General features: G+C 75.0%; 14 protein-coding genes and 1 pseudogene. 7 read left to right on the top strand and 8 right to left on the bottom strand.

Annotated features, from left to right (window positions below; genetic code table 11):
• The 5 genes from B6R96_RS31665 to B6R96_RS31645 all read right to left on the bottom strand — a co-directional run bounded on the left by B6R96_RS31665 (position 1) and on the right by B6R96_RS31645 (position 5,327).
• Entirely contained in the window at positions 1–1,218 is a 1,218-nt protein-coding gene (locus B6R96_RS31665; protein WP_081524356.1) for an acyltransferase family protein, read from the bottom strand.
• 136 nt (positions 1,219–1,354) lie between these two features.
• Positions 1,355–1,849 carry an NUDIX hydrolase gene (locus tag B6R96_RS31660; protein ID WP_081524355.1) on the bottom strand — a complete coding sequence of 165 codons (495 nt, stop codon included), beginning with the start codon at positions 1,847–1,849 and terminating at the stop codon, positions 1,355–1,357.
• A 9-nt stretch (positions 1,850–1,858) separates the two neighbouring features.
• Entirely contained in the window at positions 1,859–3,511 is a 1,653-nt protein-coding gene (lnt, locus tag B6R96_RS31655; protein ID WP_081524354.1) for an apolipoprotein N-acyltransferase, read from the bottom strand.
• Between the two features lie 76 nt (positions 3,512–3,587).
• The gene (locus B6R96_RS31650) at positions 3,588–4,103 is read right to left on the bottom strand and encodes a hypothetical protein (protein ID WP_081524353.1); all 516 of its coding nucleotides are present in this window, start codon (positions 4,101–4,103) and stop codon (positions 3,588–3,590) included.
• 114 nt (positions 4,104–4,217) lie between these two features.
• Positions 4,218–5,327 carry an FAD-dependent oxidoreductase gene (locus B6R96_RS31645; protein ID WP_081524352.1) on the bottom strand — a complete coding sequence of 370 codons (1,110 nt, stop codon included), beginning with the start codon at positions 5,325–5,327 and terminating at the stop codon, positions 4,218–4,220.
• A gap of 90 nt (positions 5,328–5,417) precedes the next feature.
• Here B6R96_RS31645 and B6R96_RS31640 point away from each other — a divergent pair, with 90 nt between their 5' ends.
• Both B6R96_RS31640 and B6R96_RS31635 read left to right on the top strand, forming a co-directional pair.
• Complete coding sequence (locus B6R96_RS31640; RefSeq protein ID WP_053704418.1) at positions 5,418–6,008, top strand: TetR/AcrR family transcriptional regulator; 591 nt, start codon at positions 5,418–5,420, stop codon at positions 6,006–6,008.
• Between the two features lie 20 nt (positions 6,009–6,028).
• A pseudogene (locus B6R96_RS31635) lies at positions 6,029–6,930 on the top strand (ADP-ribosylglycohydrolase family protein).
• Here B6R96_RS31635 and B6R96_RS31630 read toward each other — a convergent pair.
• Positions 6,900–8,510 (bottom strand): ABC-F family ATP-binding cassette domain-containing protein, encoded by a 1,611-nt coding sequence (locus B6R96_RS31630; RefSeq protein ID WP_081524351.1) that lies wholly within the window; start codon positions 8,508–8,510, stop codon positions 6,900–6,902. The pseudogene B6R96_RS31635 and the gene B6R96_RS31630 sit on opposite strands and share 31 nt — an antisense overlap.
• 125 nt (positions 8,511–8,635) lie before the next feature.
• Entirely contained in the window at positions 8,636–9,427 is a 792-nt protein-coding gene (locus tag B6R96_RS31625) for a glutamate racemase (RefSeq protein ID WP_053168481.1), read from the bottom strand.
• A gap of 958 nt (positions 9,428–10,385) precedes the next feature.
• On the opposite strand from B6R96_RS31625, the gene B6R96_RS31620 reads away from it, so the two are divergent.
• The 5 genes from B6R96_RS31620 (at position 10,386) to B6R96_RS31600 (ending at position 16,620) form a co-directional block, all read left to right on the top strand.
• Complete coding sequence (locus tag B6R96_RS31620) at positions 10,386–11,564, top strand: glycosyltransferase (protein ID WP_081524350.1); 1,179 nt, start codon at positions 10,386–10,388, stop codon at positions 11,562–11,564.
• Positions 11,565–11,810: 246 nt separating this feature from the next.
• Positions 11,811–12,320: a DUF6643 family protein gene (locus B6R96_RS31615; protein ID WP_030384307.1), complete on the top strand. Its 510-nt coding sequence runs from the start codon at positions 11,811–11,813 to the stop codon at positions 12,318–12,320.
• A gap of 47 nt (positions 12,321–12,367) precedes the next feature.
• Positions 12,368–13,192: an MOSC domain-containing protein gene (locus B6R96_RS31610; RefSeq protein WP_081524349.1), complete on the top strand. Its 825-nt coding sequence runs from the start codon at positions 12,368–12,370 to the stop codon at positions 13,190–13,192.
• Positions 13,193–13,390: 198 nt separating this feature from the next.
• Positions 13,391–14,014, top strand: a complete 624-nt coding sequence (locus B6R96_RS31605) for an Rv1733c family protein (RefSeq protein ID WP_053701545.1) — start codon at positions 13,391–13,393, stop codon at positions 14,012–14,014.
• A gap of 137 nt (positions 14,015–14,151) precedes the next feature.
• The gene (locus tag B6R96_RS31600) at positions 14,152–16,620 is read left to right on the top strand and encodes a right-handed parallel beta-helix repeat-containing protein (RefSeq protein WP_081524348.1); all 2,469 of its coding nucleotides are present in this window, start codon (positions 14,152–14,154) and stop codon (positions 16,618–16,620) included.
• Here B6R96_RS31600 and B6R96_RS31595 read toward each other — a convergent pair.
• Positions 16,562–18,931, bottom strand: a complete 2,370-nt coding sequence (locus tag B6R96_RS31595) for a hypothetical protein (RefSeq protein ID WP_081524347.1) — start codon at positions 18,929–18,931, stop codon at positions 16,562–16,564. The two genes, B6R96_RS31600 and B6R96_RS31595, sit on opposite strands and share 59 nt — an antisense overlap.
• Positions 18,932–19,136: the final 205 nt, after the last annotated feature.

The raw sequence follows: 19,136 nt of genomic DNA, 5'->3' as shown, positions 1-19,136 counted from the left end.
TCAGTGTACGGACAGGCCCTTCCGGTCGGCCGGGATGCGTTCCGCGTCGGGCGCCGAGGGCTGTGCGGGCAACAGGCCCGCCGAGGGCGCCGGCGGGGCGGCCGAGCGGATCTCCTGCATCCCGCGGCGCAGGCGGTCCCGCAGCATCCGGCCGAGCGGACGTTCCACGAGCCGGTGGATGAGCCAGGCGAGCAGCAGCATCGCGGCCGTCACCCCGATGACCAGGGGTACGGGCGGCACGTCCCGGCGGAAGTGGTGGATGAGGGTCAGCCCGGCCATCATGTGGACCAGGTAGAGCGGGTACGTGAGCGCTCCGGCGTGCGGGAGCCAGCGCCAGCGGACGCCGTCGAGGGCGCCGAGGGCTATGGCCGCCATCAGGGCGAAGCCCAGCGCGATGATCAGGTGGGCGGGCCAGGGGGGCGTCTGCACGGTGGCGTCCCGGCCCAGGTTGGAGATCATGCGGGCGTGCACGTGGTGCTGCGCGAGCAGGAACTGGACGCCGACGACGGCCCACAGGACGGCGTTCGGCCGGAAGCGGCGCATCAGGTGGAAGCCGATGCCGGCGATGAAGTACGGGGACGAGGCCGGGGCCGCGAAGAAGGACAGCACGCCGCTGTCGGCCGTGGGGGCGACGACGCCGGCGAGGGTCCAGGCGGCACAGAACAGGACGCAGTTGCGGTAGGTCACACCGCGCATGACCACGATCGCGAACAGCAGGTAGAACTTGAGCTCGACGAACAGGGTCCAGTACGCGTCGTCGATGTTCGGGACCCCGATGCCGCCCTGGAGCATGGACAGGTTCACCACGACGTCGCTGAACGCCTCGACCCGCCTCACCTCGGGCCACGCGAACAGCACCAGGGAGGTGAACACCACGGCGGCCCAGTAGGCGGGGAAGAGCCGGGAGACCCGGGACACCGCGAAATCGCCCACGGTCCTTCCCCAGGCGCTCATACATATGACGAAACCGCTGACCAGGAAGAAGATCTCGACACCGAGCCAGCCGTAGACGGCGAACCGGTGGGCGAGGGGGAAGATCCCTTCCGGGGGCTCGCCCCAGGCGCTCGCGAGGGCGAAGTAGTGGTAGAAGAGCACACCGAGTGCGGCGAGGAGCCGTACGCCGTCGAGGACCGCCAGGCGCCCGCCGGGGGCCGCTCCGGCAGGCGCGCGGCCGGGTCCGCCCACCCGCGACTCTCCGGCTGAACTGCGCGAGATCATCCTGCGACCGCCCTCCTTGGATGTGCGACTGTCCGATGACCGCCTCGGGTCAGCGGCACCCTACAACGCACGTACGAGCAGCTCACAGCGCCTGATCGGCGATCCGGGAGGGGTACGCCCGGTATGTCGCGGACCGCTATTCGGCGAGTTCGGTGAGCTCGGCGGGGGCCTCGAACCAGGTCGGCTCGTCGCGCATGGCCCGCTGGATGCGCTCCAGACCGAAGGGGTCCAGCGGCGGCAGCGCGTCCACCTCGAACCACGCCACCTCGAGGGACTCGTGATCGTTGGCCCGCGCCTCGCCGCCCGTCGCACGGCAGCGGAAGGTGATGTCCTGGAACTGGCAGACGTCCCCGTTGGGGTAAGTGATCTGCTCCGTCATCTGGACGAGCACCACGCGCTCGGCGACGCAGCGCACCGCCGTCTCCTCGTACACCTCGCGCACGGCGGTCTCGGCCGGCTGCTCCCCCGGCTCGGCGATTCCGCCGACCACGGCCCACTGCCCCGTGTCGGAGCGCCGGCCGAGCAGCACCCGGCCGAGGTCGTCGAAGACGATGGCCGTCACCCCGGGCAGCAGGAGCAGCTGGTGTCCGGCGGAGGCGCGGATCTGGCGGATGAATTCGGGTGTGGTCATGACCCGACCCTACGAGGCTGCGCCCCCGGTCCCGCCCCGCGCGGCGCGGCGCGAGCCGAGCCGCCGGACCGGGAGCAGGCCGAGGCCACCGGCCGCGAGCAGCAGCAGCGCGTACTCCGGCAGCGGTCCGAGGACGGTGGCCGGGGTGCGGCCGGAGCGCAGCGGGATCTCGGCGACCAGCGCGTCCGCGGTGAACATCTTCGTCTGCGACACGACCCTGCCGTCGGGGCGGATGACGGCGCTGACCCCGCTGGTGACGGGGACGAGGACGGTCCGGCTGTGCTCGACGGCGCGGATCCGGTCCATGGCCAGCTGCTGGTAGGTCATCTGGGTCCGGCCGAAGGTCGCGTTGTTGCTCGGTACGGCGATCACCTGCGCGCCGTCCTGGACGGTGGAGCGGACGGCGTCGTCGAAGGCGGCCTCGAAGCAGGTGACCATGCCGATGCCGCTGCCGGCCATGTCGAAGACGCCGGGGTCCTTGCCGGGGCCGAAGTCGCGGCGCACGCGGTCCACGTCGGAGCTGAAGAGCCGCACGACGGAGCGCATCGGGATGCGCTCGCCGAAGGGCTGGATCTTGCGCTTGTCGTAGGTGGCGGTGGGGCCCTTGACCGGGTCCCAAAGGATCATGGTGTTGCGCAGCGGGCCCGTCTCCGGGGCCACCACCGCACCGATGGCGACGGGGACGCCGATGGCCTTGACCGCCTGGTCGATCACGTCGTGTGCGTCGGCCTCGGCGTAGGGGTCGAGGTCGGAGGAGTTCTCCGGCCAGACGACGAAGTCGGGCTTCGGGACGCGCCCGGCCCGGACGTCCTCGGCGAGCTGCACGGTGCGCCTGGCGTGGTTGTCGAGGACGGCCCGTCGCTGGGAGTTGAAGTCGAGGCCGAGGCGGGGGACGTTGCCCTGGATGACGGCGGCCACGACGGTGCCGTCCTCGGCCGCGTCGGAGACCAGCGGGCGGGCGGCGAGGCCCGCGCCGATCGGGGCGGCGATGGTGAGGGCGGTCAGCGCGGCGGTGGTGCGGCCGGGGTGGCTGCGGGCGATGCGCACGGCTTCGTAGAGGCCGAATCCGCAGAGGGCGACGCCGAAGGAGAGCAGCGGTGTGCCGCCGAGGGCGACGAGCGGGGTGAAGACGCCGTCGGCCTGTCCGAAGGCGAGCTTGCCCCAGGGGAATCCGCCGAAGGGGGCCCGGGCCCGCAGGGCCTCGCCGGCCACCCAGACGGCGGCGGCGAACAGCGGCCAGGCCCGGAGGCGGCTGACGAGGGCGATACCGAGGCCGGTGAGGCCGATGAGGAGCGCTTCGAGGGTGCTGAGCGCCAGCCACGGCACCGGGCCGACCTCCTCACCGGTCCAGACGAGGAGCGGCAACAGGAAGCCGAGGCCGGACAGGAGCCCGAGGCCGAAGCCCGCCCGGGCGCGGCGGCCGTGGAGGCAGCCGGCGAGCAGGGCGAGGGCGAAGGGCGCCAGCCACCACAGGGGGCGGGGCGGGAAGCTGAGGTAGAGCAGCACTCCGGAGAGGGCGGCGAGCCCGGCGCGCAGCAGCCCGTAGCCCCTCCGCTTCGCGGCGGGCAGGGTGGTGGCGGGCGCGTCGGCCGCCTCGGCCCGGGGCCCGTCGGCGGACTGCGGGGGCTCGTTCCCGGCCGCGCGGGTGACACTGCTGCTCATCTGGCGGAGTGTACGTCCCCGAGCCTCGCGGAAGGGCAAGCGCCCGGGCCGACCCACGGGGCGCCCTCGACGCTCTTCAGCGGGCGAGGGCGCGCAGGTGGGTGCGGATGACGCGGACGGCGTTCTCCGCGTCGTCGACGGTGACGGTGAACCGCTTGCCGTCGCCCAGGGTGAGGACCACGCCCTCGCCGCGCCGGACGATGATCGCGGTGCCCTTCTCGGGGCGCCAGCGATGGCCCCAGCCTCCCCACTGCTGCGGGGTGATGCTGGGGACGAACTCGGCGGAGGTGACCTCGGCGAGCCGGATCCTGCGGCGCGGCAGCCCTATGTGGCCGCAGCGCACCTCCATGGCCTCGGCGTCGACGGTGACGGCGACATGCACGAAGGCCAGGGTGCCGTAGAGGATGAGCAGCCCGACGGCGAGGCAGCCGATGACGGACATGAGGAGGGGCACGATGCCGGCGGTCCAGGCGTAGTCGACGGCCAGTTCGATGCCGAGCGCCAGACAGGCCGCACCGACGGCTGCGAGCAGCCACTGCGCACGGTTGGAGGCGCGGCCCGCCCAGAGCGGACCCGGAGGGTGACCCGTCATGTGTAGCAGCGTACTCACGTTCCGCTTGGCCGCCACTGTCTCGCGCCCACCCGGTTCGGTGTGGCCCGTCCGGCCCGCTGTCCGGCGCTTCGTCCCGCCCTGCCGCTGGACGGCCTAGCGCTTCGGGAGCAGGCGGACGAGCGCGTCGCGCAGGCCGGGGCGGCCGCCGGTCATGAAGCGGTGCAGGTTCCGCGAGCCGAAGGCCACGCGCTGGGCGCTGCGGCGGCGCTCGGTGTCGTACGCGCGCAGGGCGCCGGGCAGCCCGGCCGGGCCGGCCACGGAAACGGCCCGGGTCAGGGCCTCGGCGTCGAGGAGGGCGGTGCAGGCGCCCTGGCCGAGGTGGGGCGTCATGGCATGGGCGGCGTCGCCGACGAGGGCGATCCGGCCGTCGGCGACGAAGGTGGGCAGCGCGGGGTAGAGGTGGCGCATCTCGTACCGGATCCAGGTCGCGGGGTCGGTCTCGGCCAGCACGCGCGGGATCGGGTCGTGCCAGTCCGCGAAGGCCTCGCGCAGCTGTTGCGCGGTGGTGGCCTCGGGGCCGGTGGCGTACCAGTTGGTGCGGCCGGCCTCGACCGGGGTCATGCCGAAGAAGCGGCCCGCGCCCCAGGTCTCGCCGTACACGCCGGTCTCGAATCCGGCGATGCCGATCCAGGCGACCGTGCCGATCGGGCGCGGACCGCTCGCGCCGCCGAAGTGCGCGCCGCGGATCGCGCTGTTGATGCCGTCGGCGCCGACGACCAGGTCGGCGGCGCCGAGTGCGGCCGGATCGGTGAGCTGCTGCCCGTAGGCGATCCGTACGCCGCCGAGCCGGTCGAGCCCGGCGAGCAGCGCGTCGAGCAGGTGGGGCCGGGAGACGAGCAGCTCGGGGCGGCCCGCCCGGCGCTCGATCCGTTCGAGCGGGAGGGCGGCCAGCACCCTGCCGTCTGGGCGGCGGATCCGGGCTCCGCGGTACGGGACCGCCCGCGCCCGCAGCGCGTCGCCGAGGCCGAGCCGGTCGAGCGCGGACTGCGCGGTGGGATGGATCCCGAAGGCGGTTCCGTAACGCTCGGGGGCGGTCCGCCGTTCGAGGACGGTCACCTCCCAGCCGGCGCGGCGCAGACCGATGGCGGTGGCGAGTCCGCCGACTCCCGCGCCGACGACCACGGCCGTACCCTCCGCACGCCCCGGCCCGGTCGCGGCTCCGGCTGCGGTCCCGGCGCCGGCTGCGCCTCCCGACTCGGTCATGGCCGTCCCCCTTCGGCGTGTCGCCACACTACGACTACCACAGCCGTGGTACTCCATCCGTGGTACCACGGCCGTGGTTATGCTGGCAAGGTGAACCAGGACCGGAGGGACCGGCTGCGGGACGCGGCCATCGGCGTACTGGCGGAGGCGGGCGGGCGCGGGCTGACGCACCGGGCCGTCGACGCGGCCGCCACTGTGCCGACGGGCACCGCGAAGAACTACTTCCCGACCCGCGACGCCCTGCTGCGGGGCGCCGCCGAACGCTGCGCGGAGCAGTACCGGGCGCTGGCCGCGGCCCTCGCGGGGACGGGGCCGGGGCCCGCCGACGCGGCGCAGCTCGCGACCCTGCTCGCGGGGCTGCTGCGCGATGTGGCCGGGCCCGGACGTCCCCGCGTGCTGGCCTATCTGGAGCTGCGGGCCGAAGCCGCGCGGCGGCCCTGGCTGGCCGCACTGCTGGACCCGGTCGCGGCGTCCGACTTCACGGCGTTCGCGCACCTGCTGGCCGCAGCGGGGCTGCCCGCCGGCCCGGAGCCGGCGCGCGCCCTGACGCTCGCCCTGCACGGCGCGATCCCCCATCTGCTGACCGGCGCACCGGCCACCCTGGCGGCGGCCGGCCTGGACGACCTGGACCGCTTCGCGCGCGACCTGCTGGCGAGCGTGTGCGAGGGGGCGAACCGGTGATCACCGCACTGGACCGGGCCATGGGCGCCGTCGTCGGCTCGGCGGCGGGCGACGCGCTGGGTGCGCCCTACGAGTTCGGCCCCGCGGGGGAACTGACCGCACGCGGCGCGGAGATGGCCGCGGGCGGCGGCTGGGACCCGGGCGAGGCGACGGACGACACACAGATGGCCGTCCTGGTCGCCGAGTCCCTCCTGGAATGCGGCGGCCTCGAACTCCCCGACATCTTCGACCGGTTCCGGCGCTGGGCGGCGGGCGAGCCCAAGGACATCGGACTGCAGACCGAGGACGTGCTGACCAGCGGCGAGTCCTGGGAGCTCGCCGCGGCCCTGCACTTCCAGGTCAACGCGCGGGCCGCGGGCAATGGTTCCCTGATGCGGGCCGCCACCTCGGCGGTCTACTTCGCCCCCACCGGACAGCGGGGAACCATGGACGCCGCCCGGCGGATCGCGGCGCTGACGCACGGCGACCGGGCCGCCTGGGAGGGGACGGCGATCCTGCACGAGCTGGTCCGCGTCGCTCTGGAGGGAGCCGATCCGCTGGCCGCCCTGCCCGCGACGCTCGCCGCCGTGCACCCGGACCACCGCGAGCGGTACGCAGGCGTACTCGCCGCCGACTGGCATCCGGAACTGGCCACCGAGTTCAACGGGGCGGTGTGGCCCTGCCTGGGCTCGGCGGTGTGGGCGCTGCGGACCACGACCACGTTCGCGGAGGCGGTACGGGCCGCCGTGGACCTGGGGGGGACACCGACACGGTGGCCGCGGTGACCGGGGCCCTGGCCGGGGCCCGCTACGGGCGGCAGGCGGTCCCGGAGCACTGGACGGCGACGCTCCATGTGCCGCTGCCCGGCTTCGGGGGCAGGGTCCTGGACGCGGACGACCTGGGCGCGCTGGCTCAGCGGCTCGCGGCGGCCGGCTCGCGCTGAAGCTCCAGGCGCCGCCCCGGGAAGGCCGCGCGCAGCCGCCGGTCGTGCGTGACGAGGATCAGGGTGCCGCCGAAGTGGGCGAGGGCCGCCTCCAGTTCCTCCACCACGGCCGGCGCCAGGTGGTTCGTGGGCTCGTCCAGCAGCAGCAGGTCGAGCGGCCGGTCCACCAGCCGGGCCAGCTCCAGCTTGCGGCGCTGACCGGCCGAGAGCGCGCGCACCGGGCGGGTGAGGTCCTCCGGCGCGAGCAGGCCGTACCCGGCGACCCGGTCGGCGTACTCCTGCCCGAACACCGCGACGGCCGAGCGGAGTTCGCGCTGCCACGGGTCGTCCTGCCGGAGCAGCCCCACCCGCGCAGGGGTGCGTACGCTGCCCCGCGCGGGCTCCAGTTCACCCGCGAGCAGGTGCAACAGGGTGGACTTGCCGGCGCCGTTGGGCCCGGTCACCAGGAGCCGCTCCCCCGGCGCCAGGGTGAGCGTGACGGGCGCGAGCCGCCCGGGCAGGGCGGCGTCCGTGATCTCCACACTCCCCGCCGCGCCCTCGGTGAACCGGCCGGTGAAGACGAGCGGGCGCGGGGGCGGCGGGACCGGGTGCTCGGTCAGCCGGTGCAGCCGTTCGCGGGCGGTGCGGATGCGGCTCGCGGCGCCGTGGGTGCGTGACCGGGCGCGGAAGGCGCCGGCTCCGCTGAAGCCGCGCGGCAGCTTGCGCGGGATCGCGGCGAACCGCCCGATGTTGGTGTCGGCGAGCCGCTCGGCGCTGCGGACCTCCTCGCGCCACTGCTCGTACTCCCGCTCCCGTCGGGCTCGTTCGGCGGCGCGGGCCGCGAGGTGGCCCGCGTAGCCGTTGCCGTGCCGGTGCACCGTGCGGCGGTCCGCGTCGACCTCGAGGATGGCGGTCGTGACGCGGTCGAGGAAGAGCCGGTCGTGGGTGACGGCGACGACGGTGCCGCGGTGGGCGAGCAGGTGCTCCTCCAGCCAGGCGACCGCCTCGTCGTCGAGGTCGTTGGTGGGTTCGTCGAGCAGCAGCAGCTCCGGCTCGGCGGCCAGGGCCGCGGCGAGCGCGAGCCGGGAGCGCCGCCCGCCGGACAGTGCTGCGAGCCGGCGGTCGAGGTCGAGCTCGCCGCGTTCGCCGAGGCGGTGCAGGGTGGTCCTGACGCGTCGTTCGGCAGCACCGCCGCCGCGTGCCTCGTAGGCGGCCAGGAGGTCCCCGTAGGCGGCGAGTTCCTCGGGGCCGGCCCGGTGCAGCCGGGCTTCGGCGGCGCGGATCCGGCGCTCCAGGGCACGCAGGTCCGCGAGGGCGAGGTCGATCGCGTCACCGACGCGGGCGGTCGGCGGGAGGTCGAGGGTCTGCGCGAGGTGCCCGAGGCCGCCGGGGGCGGTGACGGTGACCTCGCCGAGGTCGGGTCGCTCCCGTCCAGCGAGGAGCCGGAGCAGGGTGGACTTGCCGGAGCCGTTGTCGCCGACGACGCCGACCCGCTCGCCGGGCCTGACCGTACAGCTGACGCGGTCCAGGACGACGCGGGTGTCGTAGCTCTTGGTGACCTCGGACAGGACGATCCGGGTGGTGGCGAGTGGAGCACGCAAGGGGCGGTTCCTTTCCGGTCATGTCGAGACGAACCGTTCCGTCTCGTTATACGCTCAACCGTAGATCAGGTCCAGAGCGCACGCAAGACGATTCGTCTCGCGGGGGGGGGGTGCGTCGGGCGGGATCAGCCGACGGGCGCGCCCTCGCCCACGAGCAGCCGGCCCTCGGCGTAGGCGAGCGCGGCGGCGGGCAGGGTCCCCGCGCGACCGCTGCGGAGCACGGCCAGACCGCCCGTGCGGGGCAGTTCGGGCTCGGGCCGCAGGCCCAGACGGCGCAGCGCCTGGACCGCGACGGGCTCGGCGGAACCGTGGTAGACGAGCTCCGCTCCCCGGGTCCGCGCGGCGAGGGCGGCCCGGATCGGGCCCTCGACCAGCTCGTAGTGCGTGCAGCCGAGCACCACGTCGGTGACGTCGGCCGGGGTCAGCGCGGCGGCCGCGGCGACGGCGGCCGTGACGGCGGCGTCGTCGGCCGCCTCCACGGCGTCGGCGAGCCCGGGGCAGGGCACCTCGGTGACGCGGGCCCCGGCGGCGAAGTCGCGGATGAGCCCGCGCTGATAGGTGCTGCCGGTGGTGGCGGGGGTGGCCCAGATCGCCACCCGGCCGCCGGCCGCCGCGGCGGGCTTGATCGCCGGCACCGTCCCGATGACCGGGATGGCCGGCTCCAACGCCGCCCGCAGGGTGTCGAGTGCGTGCACGGACGCGGTGTTGCAGGCGACGATCAGGGCGTCCGGACGGTGCGCGGCGGCGGCCCGGGCGACGGAGAGCGCCCGCTCGGTGAGGTCGGCGGGGGTCCGCGGACCCCAGGGCATTCCGTCGGGGTCCGAGGACACGACGAGGTCGGCGTCCGGCCGCAGCCGCCGCACCGCCGCGGCCGCCGCGAGGAGGCCGATTCCGGAGTCCATGAGCGCGATCTTCACCCGGCCACCTTAGTCGACCCCCACCCCGCCGAGGCCGTTCCCCCGCAACACGGGCCCCGGCCCGGAAGCCACCCCGAGGAACCCCAGCACCGACCAAGCCACCACACCCGCCCCGAACACCGGACCCCCGCCACACCGACCCGGGGTGCGGTGGGCCTTCGGCCCGGAGTGTGGTCTTGCGGCTTCGGGCGTGGGTTGTCCACTCGGGATGTGGACTGCCTCCCGGCTGTGGATGCGGTGGTGCGGGCTGCGGCCTCGCGGCTTCGGGCGTGGACCGTTCGGTCCGGGGTGGGGTCTGGCTCCCGGCGGGCTGCGGTGGGGCTCCGGCCCGGGGTGCGGTGGGCCTCCGGCCGGGAAACGTGGGCCTTCGGCCTGGGCTGGGTTCCTGAGGCTCCGGGGCTCGATGCCGTTGGGGTTCGGGGGCCTCACCAAAGCCCCGGACGCGAGGCCCAGGCACCTCGGGCCGCAGGCCCACCCCAACCCCCGCCGGGAGGCAGACCGCACGCCGGGCCGCAGCCCCACCACAGCCCCGCCGGGAGGCAAACCGCACCCCGGGCCCGAGCCCCACCACAGCCCCGCCGGGAGGCAAACCGCACCCCGGGCCCGAGCCCCACCGCAGCCCCCGCCGGGAGCCAGACCCCACCCCGAACCGAATCAGCCCTCCCCCGGAGCAGCGAAGCCACAGCCCCGCCCGAAGGCCCACGCACCCCCGGGCGGAGCCCCACCGCACCCCGGGCTGCAGCCCCACCGCACCCCGGGCCGGAAGCCCACCACAGCCCCGCCGGGAGGCAGACCGCACCCCGGGCCGGAGCCTCACCGCAACCCCCGCCGGGAGGCAGACCGCACGCCGGGCCGCAGCCCCACCGCACCCCCGCCGGGAGGCTGGCCGCGACCTCCGCCGGGAGGCGCACCGCGCCCGGTGCGGGACAGGGGCGGGCGGGCGCGGGACACTGCCGGCATGGGCATCGTCACCGCCGCCTGCGCGGCCTACGCCTCACTCGCCGCCTGGCTCTGGCTCACCTTCGCCCAGGGCATGTTCTGGCGGACCGACGTCCGCCTCCCGCCCCGCACCGCCCCCACCCGCTGGCCGTCCGTCGCGATCGTCGTCCCCGCCAGGGACGAGGCCGAGGTGCTGCCCCGGAGCCTGCCCTCGCTGATCGCCCAGGACTATCCCGGCGCGGCCGAGGTCCTCCTCGTCGACGACGGCAGCACGGACGGCACCGGCGAGCTCGCGCGCCGGCTCGCCGCCGAGCACCCCGGGCTCCCGCTCACCGTCGTCTCCCCCGGCGACCCCGCCCCCGGCTGGACCGGCAAGCTGTGGGCGCTGCGGCACGGCATCGCGATCGCCCGTACCGCGCACGCCACGGAGCCCGACTTCCTCCTCCTCACCGATGCCGACATCGCGCACGAACCCGACAGTCTGCGCGAACTGGTCGCCGCCGCGACCTCCGCCGACCTCGACCTCGTCTCCCAGATGGCCCGTTTGCGGGTGGTCGGCCTCTGGGAGCGGCTCGTCGTACCGGCCTTCGTGTACTTCTTCGCGCAGCTCTACCCCTTCCGCCGGGTCAACCGGCCCTCCGCACGGACCGCGGCGGCCGCCGGCGGCTGCGTCCTGCTGCGCACCGGGGCCGCCGTGCGGGCCGGCATCCCCGACTCCATCCGCCAGGCGGTCATCGACGACGTCTCGCTCGCGCGCGCGGTCCAGCGTTCCGGCGGGCGGATCTGGCTGGGGCTGGCGGAGCGGGTCGACAGCGTGCGCCCGTACCCCGCGCTCGCGGACCTGTGGCGGATGGTCTCGCGCAGCGCCTACGCCCAACTGCGCCACCAGCCCCTCCTGCTGGCCGGGACGGTCGCCGGGCTGGCGCTCGTCTACCTCGTGCCCCCGGCGGCCCTGCTGGCCGGCCTCGCCACCGGGCACCCGGCCGTCGCCTGGCCGGGCGGCCTGGCGTGGCTGCTGATGGCGGGCACCTATCTGCCGATGCTCCGGTACTACCGCCAGCCGCTCGCGCTCGCGCCGCTGCTTCCGTTCACCGCGCTGCTGTACCTCCTGATGACCGTCGACTCGGCCGTGCAGCACTACCGTGGCCGCGGTGCGTCCTGGAAGGGCCGGACCTATGCCCGTCCCAGCGACGCCTGAAACGGCGAACTGCTGCCCCGCCCAACATCATCCGAGGTCACCGTCTTGTGACGCTACGTCAGTGCGAAGTCGGTGCAACACCCAACCGGTGAGTACGAGTAGGAACAAGGTGGGGTGGAAGTGGCGAATCGTGCACGTGAACGTCAAGTGAAAGGTGAGGCCCTGACCTGCGAATATGCAGGTCAGGGCGGTGTTGACGACACCTCGCTATGGACCCGGTGAAGTCGTGGGCTTAACTTAGGTCCCATGACCTCCCCCCGCTCCACTTATGGCGGCGGTTACTACTCCGCGCCCTCCTTCCCGGACACCCCCATCTACGACTCCCTCGTCGCCGAACGCGGCACCCCGCAGATCGCCCCGATCCGCGTCCCGGCCGCTTACGAGTCCCCGAGTGCCGGATACTCGAGCGGCGGTTACCTGCCCGCTCTCGCCTCGTCGTTGCCCGCGCTGCCGCCGGCTCAGCCCCAGCAGCAGCAGAGCTACGGCTACGGCTACCCGTACCAGCAGCAGTCGGCCCCTCAGCCGATGCCGCTGCAGCAGGCACCGGCCCCGTACATCCCGCAGCAGCAGCCGATGGCGGCCCGCGGCGGGTACGTCCCGCAGCCCCAGCCGCAGCAGCCCCGTCCGGCGGCCATGGCCACCGGGTACGAGGCCATGCGTCCGGCCGCACCGCGTCCGATGCAGGTGCCCGCACCGGTACCGGCCGCCTCGTACGAGGACCCGTACGGCCGCCCCTACCAGGGACGCGGCTACTGAGGGGGCTCTGAGACGCGGGGCGGCGGAGGGGCTGGCAGGATGCCCCCATGTCGAACTTGCACGTGCAGGCGCTCCACATCCATCCCGTCAAATCGGTAGCGGGGACCGCTCCCGACGAGGTGGCCGTGGAGCCCTGGGGTCTGTCCGAGGACCGGCGTTGGGCGCTGATCGACCCCGAGGGCACGGTCATGACCCAGCGCCGCCATCCGCGGCTGGCCCTGGCCGCGGCCCGTCCGGTGGGCGGCGGCCGGATCGCCCTGACAGCGCCCGGTATGCCGGAGCTGTTCGTGGAGGTGCCCGACCCGGGTCCGCTGGAGCCGGTCGTGCTGTTCGGGAAGAAGGTCGAGACCGTCGTCGCGGCGAGCGCCGCGGCCGACTGGTTCAGCGCGTACCTCGGGGTGCCGGTACGCCTGGTGCACATGGATGATCCGGCCGTACGCCGTCCTGTGGATCCGGATTACGCCCTGCCGGGCGAGACGGTGAGTCTGGCCGACGGCTATCCCCTGCTCATCACCACGCTCGCCTCGCTGGACGCCCTCAACTCGCTGATCGCGCAGGGGGACCACCCCGAGGAAGGCCCGTTGCCGATGAACCGTTTCCGCCCCAATGTGGTGGTTTCCGGGGCCGAGGCCTGGGCGGAGGACGGCTGGCTGCGCATCGCGATCGGCGACGCCGTCTTCCGCGGGGTACGGGAATGCGGGCGGTGCGTCGTCACCACCACCGACCAGGCGACGACGGAGCGGGGCAAGGAACCGCTGAAGACTTTGGCCCGGCACCGGAGGATCGGCCGGTCGCTCGCCTTCGGGCGGCTCCTGGTGCCGGTGCGGCTGGGTACGGTGCACGTCGGCGACGAGGTTCGCGTCCTCGCATGACGCGACCGGGAACGCCCCGAGCCGGGCGGAACGGGTGTACGGGGCGGGCGGTCGCGGACCGGCGACCGGCCGACCGGATTGACACCTTCGAGGGGCAGCGCGCCCGGGCTGGAACCAACCGGCATGACCAGGCCGTTGGATCAGTCAGGACAGAGGTGCAGACAGGCGCAGACTGGCACAGGTTGGGGGAGCCGGACCGTGCGGACAGCAATGGGTGTGTGGCGTTGGCGGCGCAATCCGCTGCGCCGGCCGACCGATCTCTTCGAGGCGTGGGTGGCGTTCGCCGCGCTGGTGTGCGTCCTGGTGGTGGCTCCGGCCGTCGGCTGCGTCGCGGGCCTTCAGGTGGACGGCACGCTCCAGCAGGCCGCGCACGAGCAGCGGCAGGACCGTCATCTCGTACCGGCGGTGGTGGTCCGGCCGGCCGCGGAGTCGGAGTCGGAGCCGGCCGGGGGCCCGGCCGACGACCCGTCGGCACAGCGGACGGCCCCGCACCGTACGCAGATCGTGGCCGTGTGGACCGCGCCGGACGGCAGCAGCCACCAGGGCACGGTGCCGGCCGCGGAGGAACCGCCGCTGCCCGGCGACCGGTTCCGGATCTGGACCGATGCGCGCGGCCGGGTGGTCGGGCAGCCGCTCGACCCGTCCTCGGCCGTGTTCCACGCGGGGATGGCGGGCCTGGCCGCCGCGATCTGCGTGGCCGCGCTGGGAGAGACGGTGCGGCGGCTGGTCGTACGGCGGCTCATGCATCGGCGGTACATACGTCTGGACCGGGCCTGGGCCGCCACCGGGCCGGACTGGGGTCGAGCGGGTGCGGGGAGTTGACCTGGCAGCTCATCGGCTCCGCGCGCGCTACGGTGGAGCCGCCGGATCGGTCTCTCCAGTTACTTCGGTGACGTCAGACTTCAGTGGCTTCGGTCGTATCGGCAGCGCGAGTACGAGGGTGGGGGCACGACAGCACCATGGTTCAGGGCACGGTCCAGGTGACGCACGGCGGGTCTTCGCGGTGGCGGCGCCGCTCCGGTGAGTATCCGACACTGACCGCCGCGCTCGCCGTCGCGGGCGACGGGGACGTCCTGTCCATCGCCCCCGGCACCTACCGCGAGAACCTGGTGCTGCACCATGCCGTCACCCTGCGCGGACCCGAGGGCGGGGCCGGATCGGTACGGATCGCCCCGCTCGACGGGGTCGCGCTGACCGTGCGCGCCTCGGCCGTGATCCAGGACCTGTATCTGGAGGGCCAGGACCGGGCGGCGCCCGCCCTGCTGGTGGAGGACGGCTGCCCCGAGCTCACCGACCTGCGCGTGAGCACCCACTCCGCCGCCGGCATCGAGGTGCGCGGCGTCGGGGCGCGGCCCCTGGTGCGGCGCTGCACGGTGGAGAATCCGGCCGGCGTCGGCATCGCCGTACTCGACGGCGGTGGCGGGGTGTTCGAGGAGTGCGAGGTCGTGGCCGCCGGGCAGAACGGCGTCTCGGTCCGCGGCGGGGGCCGCCCCCGGCTGGAGCGCTGCCGGATCCACCACGCCACCGGCGCGGGCATCGGGGTCACCGGGGAGGGGTCCGGGCTGGAGGCGCTGGGCTGCGAGGTGTACGAGGTCAAGGGCGCCGGGGTGCAGATCGCCGCGCGTGCCACGGCGCGGCTCACCGACTGCTCGGTGCACCGCACCTCGGCCGACGGGGTCACCCTCGACACCGACGCCGTGCTCACCCTGGCCGGCTGCGACATCCACGACATCCCGGAGAACGCGGTCGATCTGCGGTCCCGGTCCGTGCTGACCCTCAGCCGCACCACGGTGCGCCGGTTCGGCCGCAACGGACTGTCCGTGTGGGACCCGGGCACCCGGGTGGACGCCGACTCCTGCGAGATCCATGACAGCACGGGTGACTATCCGGCGGTGTGGATCAGTGACGGGGCCACCGTCTCCCTCGACTCCTGCCGGGTGCACGACGTGCCCGACGCGCTGTTCGTCCTGGACCGCGGGTCGCGCGTCGACGTGGTCGACAGCGATCTGTCCCAGGTGCGCAACACCGCCGTCTCGGTGAGCGACGGGGCCACCGCCCAGCTCGACGACTGCCGGATCCGCGAGGCGGCGACCGGGGCCTGGTTCCGCGACCACGGCAGCGGCGGCACGCTGGCCGGCTGCACCATCGACGCCGTCCAGACCGGTGTCATCGTCACCAAGGGGGCCGACCCCACCCTGGAGCGGTGCACCGTCACCTCCGCGGCCGAGGCCGGTTTCTATGTGTCGGCGGGCGGCCGGGGCACCTTCACGGCCTGCCGGGTGTCGGACAGTTCCGGCTTCGGTTTCCACGTCATGGACGGCTGCCGCACCACGCTGACGCGCTGCCACACCGAGCGCTGCGCCCGCGGGGGCTACGAGTTCGCGGAGGACGGGCCGGCCGCCCAGGACTGCACCGGCGACGAGTCCGGTACGCGGGCGGCGGCCCGGTCCGCCGCGGGCGGCGGCCCCGCCGGACCCGCGCAGGCGGGCATCCTCACGGTCACCGGGGTGCAGAGTCCTGCGGTGCGTGCGGCGCAGCCGGCGCCGGCGTCCGTACCGCGGCCCGCGGACGGGGCGCAGGCGGTCCCGGCCACCGCCGCCCGGGAGTCCGGCGAGATGCTGGGCCAGCTCGACGCACTGGTGGGCCTGGACAGCGTCAAGCGTGAGGTGCGGGCCCTCACCGACATGATCGAGGTGGGCCGCCGCCGCCAGCTGGCGGGCCTCAAGGCCGCCTCGGTGCGCCGGCACCTGGTCTTCACCGGTTCCCCCGGCACGGGCAAGACCACGGTGGCCCGGCTGTACGGGGAGATCCTGGCCTCGCTCGGGGTGCTGGAGCGCGGGCACCTGGTCGAGGTGTCCCGGGTGGACCTGGTCGGTGAGCACATCGGCTCCACGGCGATCCGGACGCAGGAGGCTTTCGACCGGGCGCGCGGCGGGGTGCTGTTCATCGACGAGGCGTACGCGCTGGCCCCGGAGGACTCGGGCCGGGACTTCGGGCGCGAGGCGATCGACACGCTGGTGAAGCTGATGGAGGACCACCGGGACGCGGTGGTGGTGATCGTCGCCGGGTACACGGCGGAGATGGAGCGCTTCCTGACGGTGAATCCGGGGGTGGCCTCCCGCTTCTCCCGGACCATCACCTTCGGGGACTACGGGCCCGAGGAGCTGCTGCGGATCGTGGAGCAGCAGGCCGAGGAGCACGAGTACCGGCTCGGTGAGGGCACCTCGCAGGCGCTGCTGACGTACTTCACGGAGCTGCCCAAGGGCCCGGCCTTCGGTAACGGCCGCACGGCCCGCCAGACCTTCGAGTCGATGGTGGAGCGGCACGCGGGGCGGGTCGCCCAGCTCTCCGAGCCCAGTACGGACGAGCTCACCCTGCTGTTCCCGGCGGATCTGCCGGCACTGCCGGCGCTGCCCGCTCCTTGCTGACCACGACCCGCTGGCCCGGTACGTCGACGTCGGCCCGTGCGGCGGCGTCCAACCGGGCGAGCAGGGCATCGCGTTCCGCGGCGAAGGCCGGATCGGCCTGGTAGTCGGAGTGGCCCAGAAGCGGGGCGGGCAGCGGGTGGCGGGCGCTGCGCCCGTAGGCGATCGGGTCGGCGAGCGGACCGCGGTCCACGTGCCGGCCCGCGCCGGGCAGTGCGGGTCCGCCGATGGGGTCGGTGGCCCGCCAGAGGTTGCGCCAGCAGTCGACCTCGCGGTGCAGGGCGGTGAGTTGGCCGGGGCCGAAGTAGGCGGGGAACCAGCGGCCGTAAAGGCGGCCGAGCGGGGATCCGTAGGTGAGCAGGGCGACCCGGCGGCGTGCGGGCGGCGGCAGTTGCCACACGGCCGCGGCGGCGAGCACGCTCCCCTGGGAGTGGCCGGAGATGACGAGGCGGCCGCCCGTGCGGCCGGTCCAGCCGGCCATCCGCCAGGTCAGGTCGGGGACGGCCCGCTCGGCGTAGCAGGGCGGTGCGAAGGGGTGCGCGGCGCGCGGCCAGAAGGTGCCGACGTCCCACAGGATCCCTATGGTCCGGCGGGCGGCCGGATCCCGGTAGGCGCGCCGGCCCCAGGCGACGAAGGAGGCGATACCGAGTCCGATGAGCCAGGACCCGGCGTCCTGGGCGGCGCGGGCGGCGGCCTCCAGCAGCGGCACGGTCCCGCGGGCCGCCTCGCCCGGGACCTCCGCGCTGAGCCAGGCTCCGGCCAGCGCGCCCGCGCCGAGCACCAGGGTGATCCCGGATACGGCGGCCACGAACCAGGGCGCGGAGTCGGTGAGCGCGGCCGCGGTCCGCGCCCCGGCGATCCGGCGGCTGCGGGCGCGGTCCGGTGTCTCCCCCGGGTACTCGGCGGCCACGGAGGCGGCGAGCCGGCCCCGCTCCCGCCCGCCGCGCACCGCGAACCAGCCCGCGAGCAGCGCCAGTACGAGGAGCATCGGGGGCAGTACGGCGGCCTGCCAGGACAGCAGTACGGGCGGCCCGGGCAGCGGGGCGCCCGGCATCCCGGGCGTGGCTCCCCCGTCCAGCCAGTCGGCGACGCGCTGTGCGACGCCGCCCGACATCACCCCGCCGAGCGCACAGCCGAGCATGGCGACGGCGGGCCCGCCGAGTCCGTACAGGGCGGTCGCCGGGTCGGGGTCCCTGCGGTACAGGTGGTGGGCGACGGCGGCGAGGGCGAGCACGCACAGCCCCTGGCCCAGCATGAGCACGCCGAAGGTCAGGTCCCCGGGGAGCCGTCCGGTGGCGGTCCAGCCGGGGCGCGGCCAACAGGCGTACAGCAGCACGGCGGTGAGCAGGGCGAGGGCGCTGCCGGGCAGCAGGGTGACGGCGGCCCGGTCGAGCCGGTGGTCGGGCCGGGCCTCGGTGCGGCCGCGCCGGCACACGACCCAGGCCACGCTGACGGCCCCGGCGGCGAGCAGGACCTGCGTGAGCGTGCCGAGGGCCGCGAGGACGGGAGCCCCGGCCCGGCGGTCCTGGCGGGCGGTCGGGACGGAGACGGCCACCGCCACGGTGAGCAGCCCGGCGGCGGTGTGCGCGGCGCGCAGCCGGGCCACGAGCCGGCGGCCGTACCAGAATCCGGGGCGCCCGAGCGCGGGCGCGGTGTCCGAGGCGGTGTCCGGGTCGGCGGCGCCCGCGGGGGGCGGCTGGGACTCGTAGGCGCTCCAGGTGCGGTTCGACAGGTACCAGAGCAGCCCGGTCAACGCGGCGGGGACCAGGGCCCCGAGGGCGAGGCGCCGCCCGGGCTGGGCCCACCAGCCGCCGCCGGGCCCGAGGAATCCGAGTCGGGAGCCGGGGCCGGCGCAGGTTCCGGAGCCCGCGCACTGCCAGGCGAGGAGGTCGAGCGCGACCTCGCAGGCGGCGGCGATCAGCAGCACGGTCAGGCTGAGGGCGAGGATGCGTACGAGGACCCCGTACGTGCGCACGGCGCGCGGAGCGGGGTCGGCGGCGGACGTGGCGGGCCGCGCCCAGTGGGCGAGGTTGGCCACCATGAAGGGCAGGAGCAGCAGCCACAGGGCGCGGGCGCCGTTGCCGGAGGTGAGCCGGGACCAGCAGTAGGCCTCGGGGACGGGCCGCCCGGCGTACCGCTCGGGGTGGGCTTCGGCGTCCGCGTCGTCGGTGCGGCGGAAGACGGCGGCGGTGGAGTCTCCGGTGACGCGGACGGTGCGCGGGTCGCCGAGCAGCTCGCCGGGAGCTGCGCCGGCGACTCCGTGGACCAGGAGTTCGAGGGCGAGGGGGGTGTCGGGCTGGGGGTGGTCGGGCACGGCGGCCTCCGCTCGCGGGGCGGGACGGGCGCGGTTCCAGCATCCCGCGGGACGGGGCCGCTGCCCAGGCCCCGCGCGGGGATCGACAGAGATCGCCAGAGATCGACACCGGAGGGCAGGGACGGTCCGGGATCGGTCAGGACCGGCGGATATTCGGAAGGAGAGCCCTACGGACTTCTCGCCGGTGCGGGGCTATGGTGTCGCG

It is taken from the genome of Streptomyces sp. Sge12, assembly GCF_002080455.1.
In the GTDB taxonomy this organism is placed as follows: Bacteria; Actinomycetota; Actinomycetes; order Streptomycetales; family Streptomycetaceae; genus Streptomyces.
Note: the sequence above shows the minus strand (reverse complement) of the source record. Positions and strands in the feature narration are given on the sequence as shown.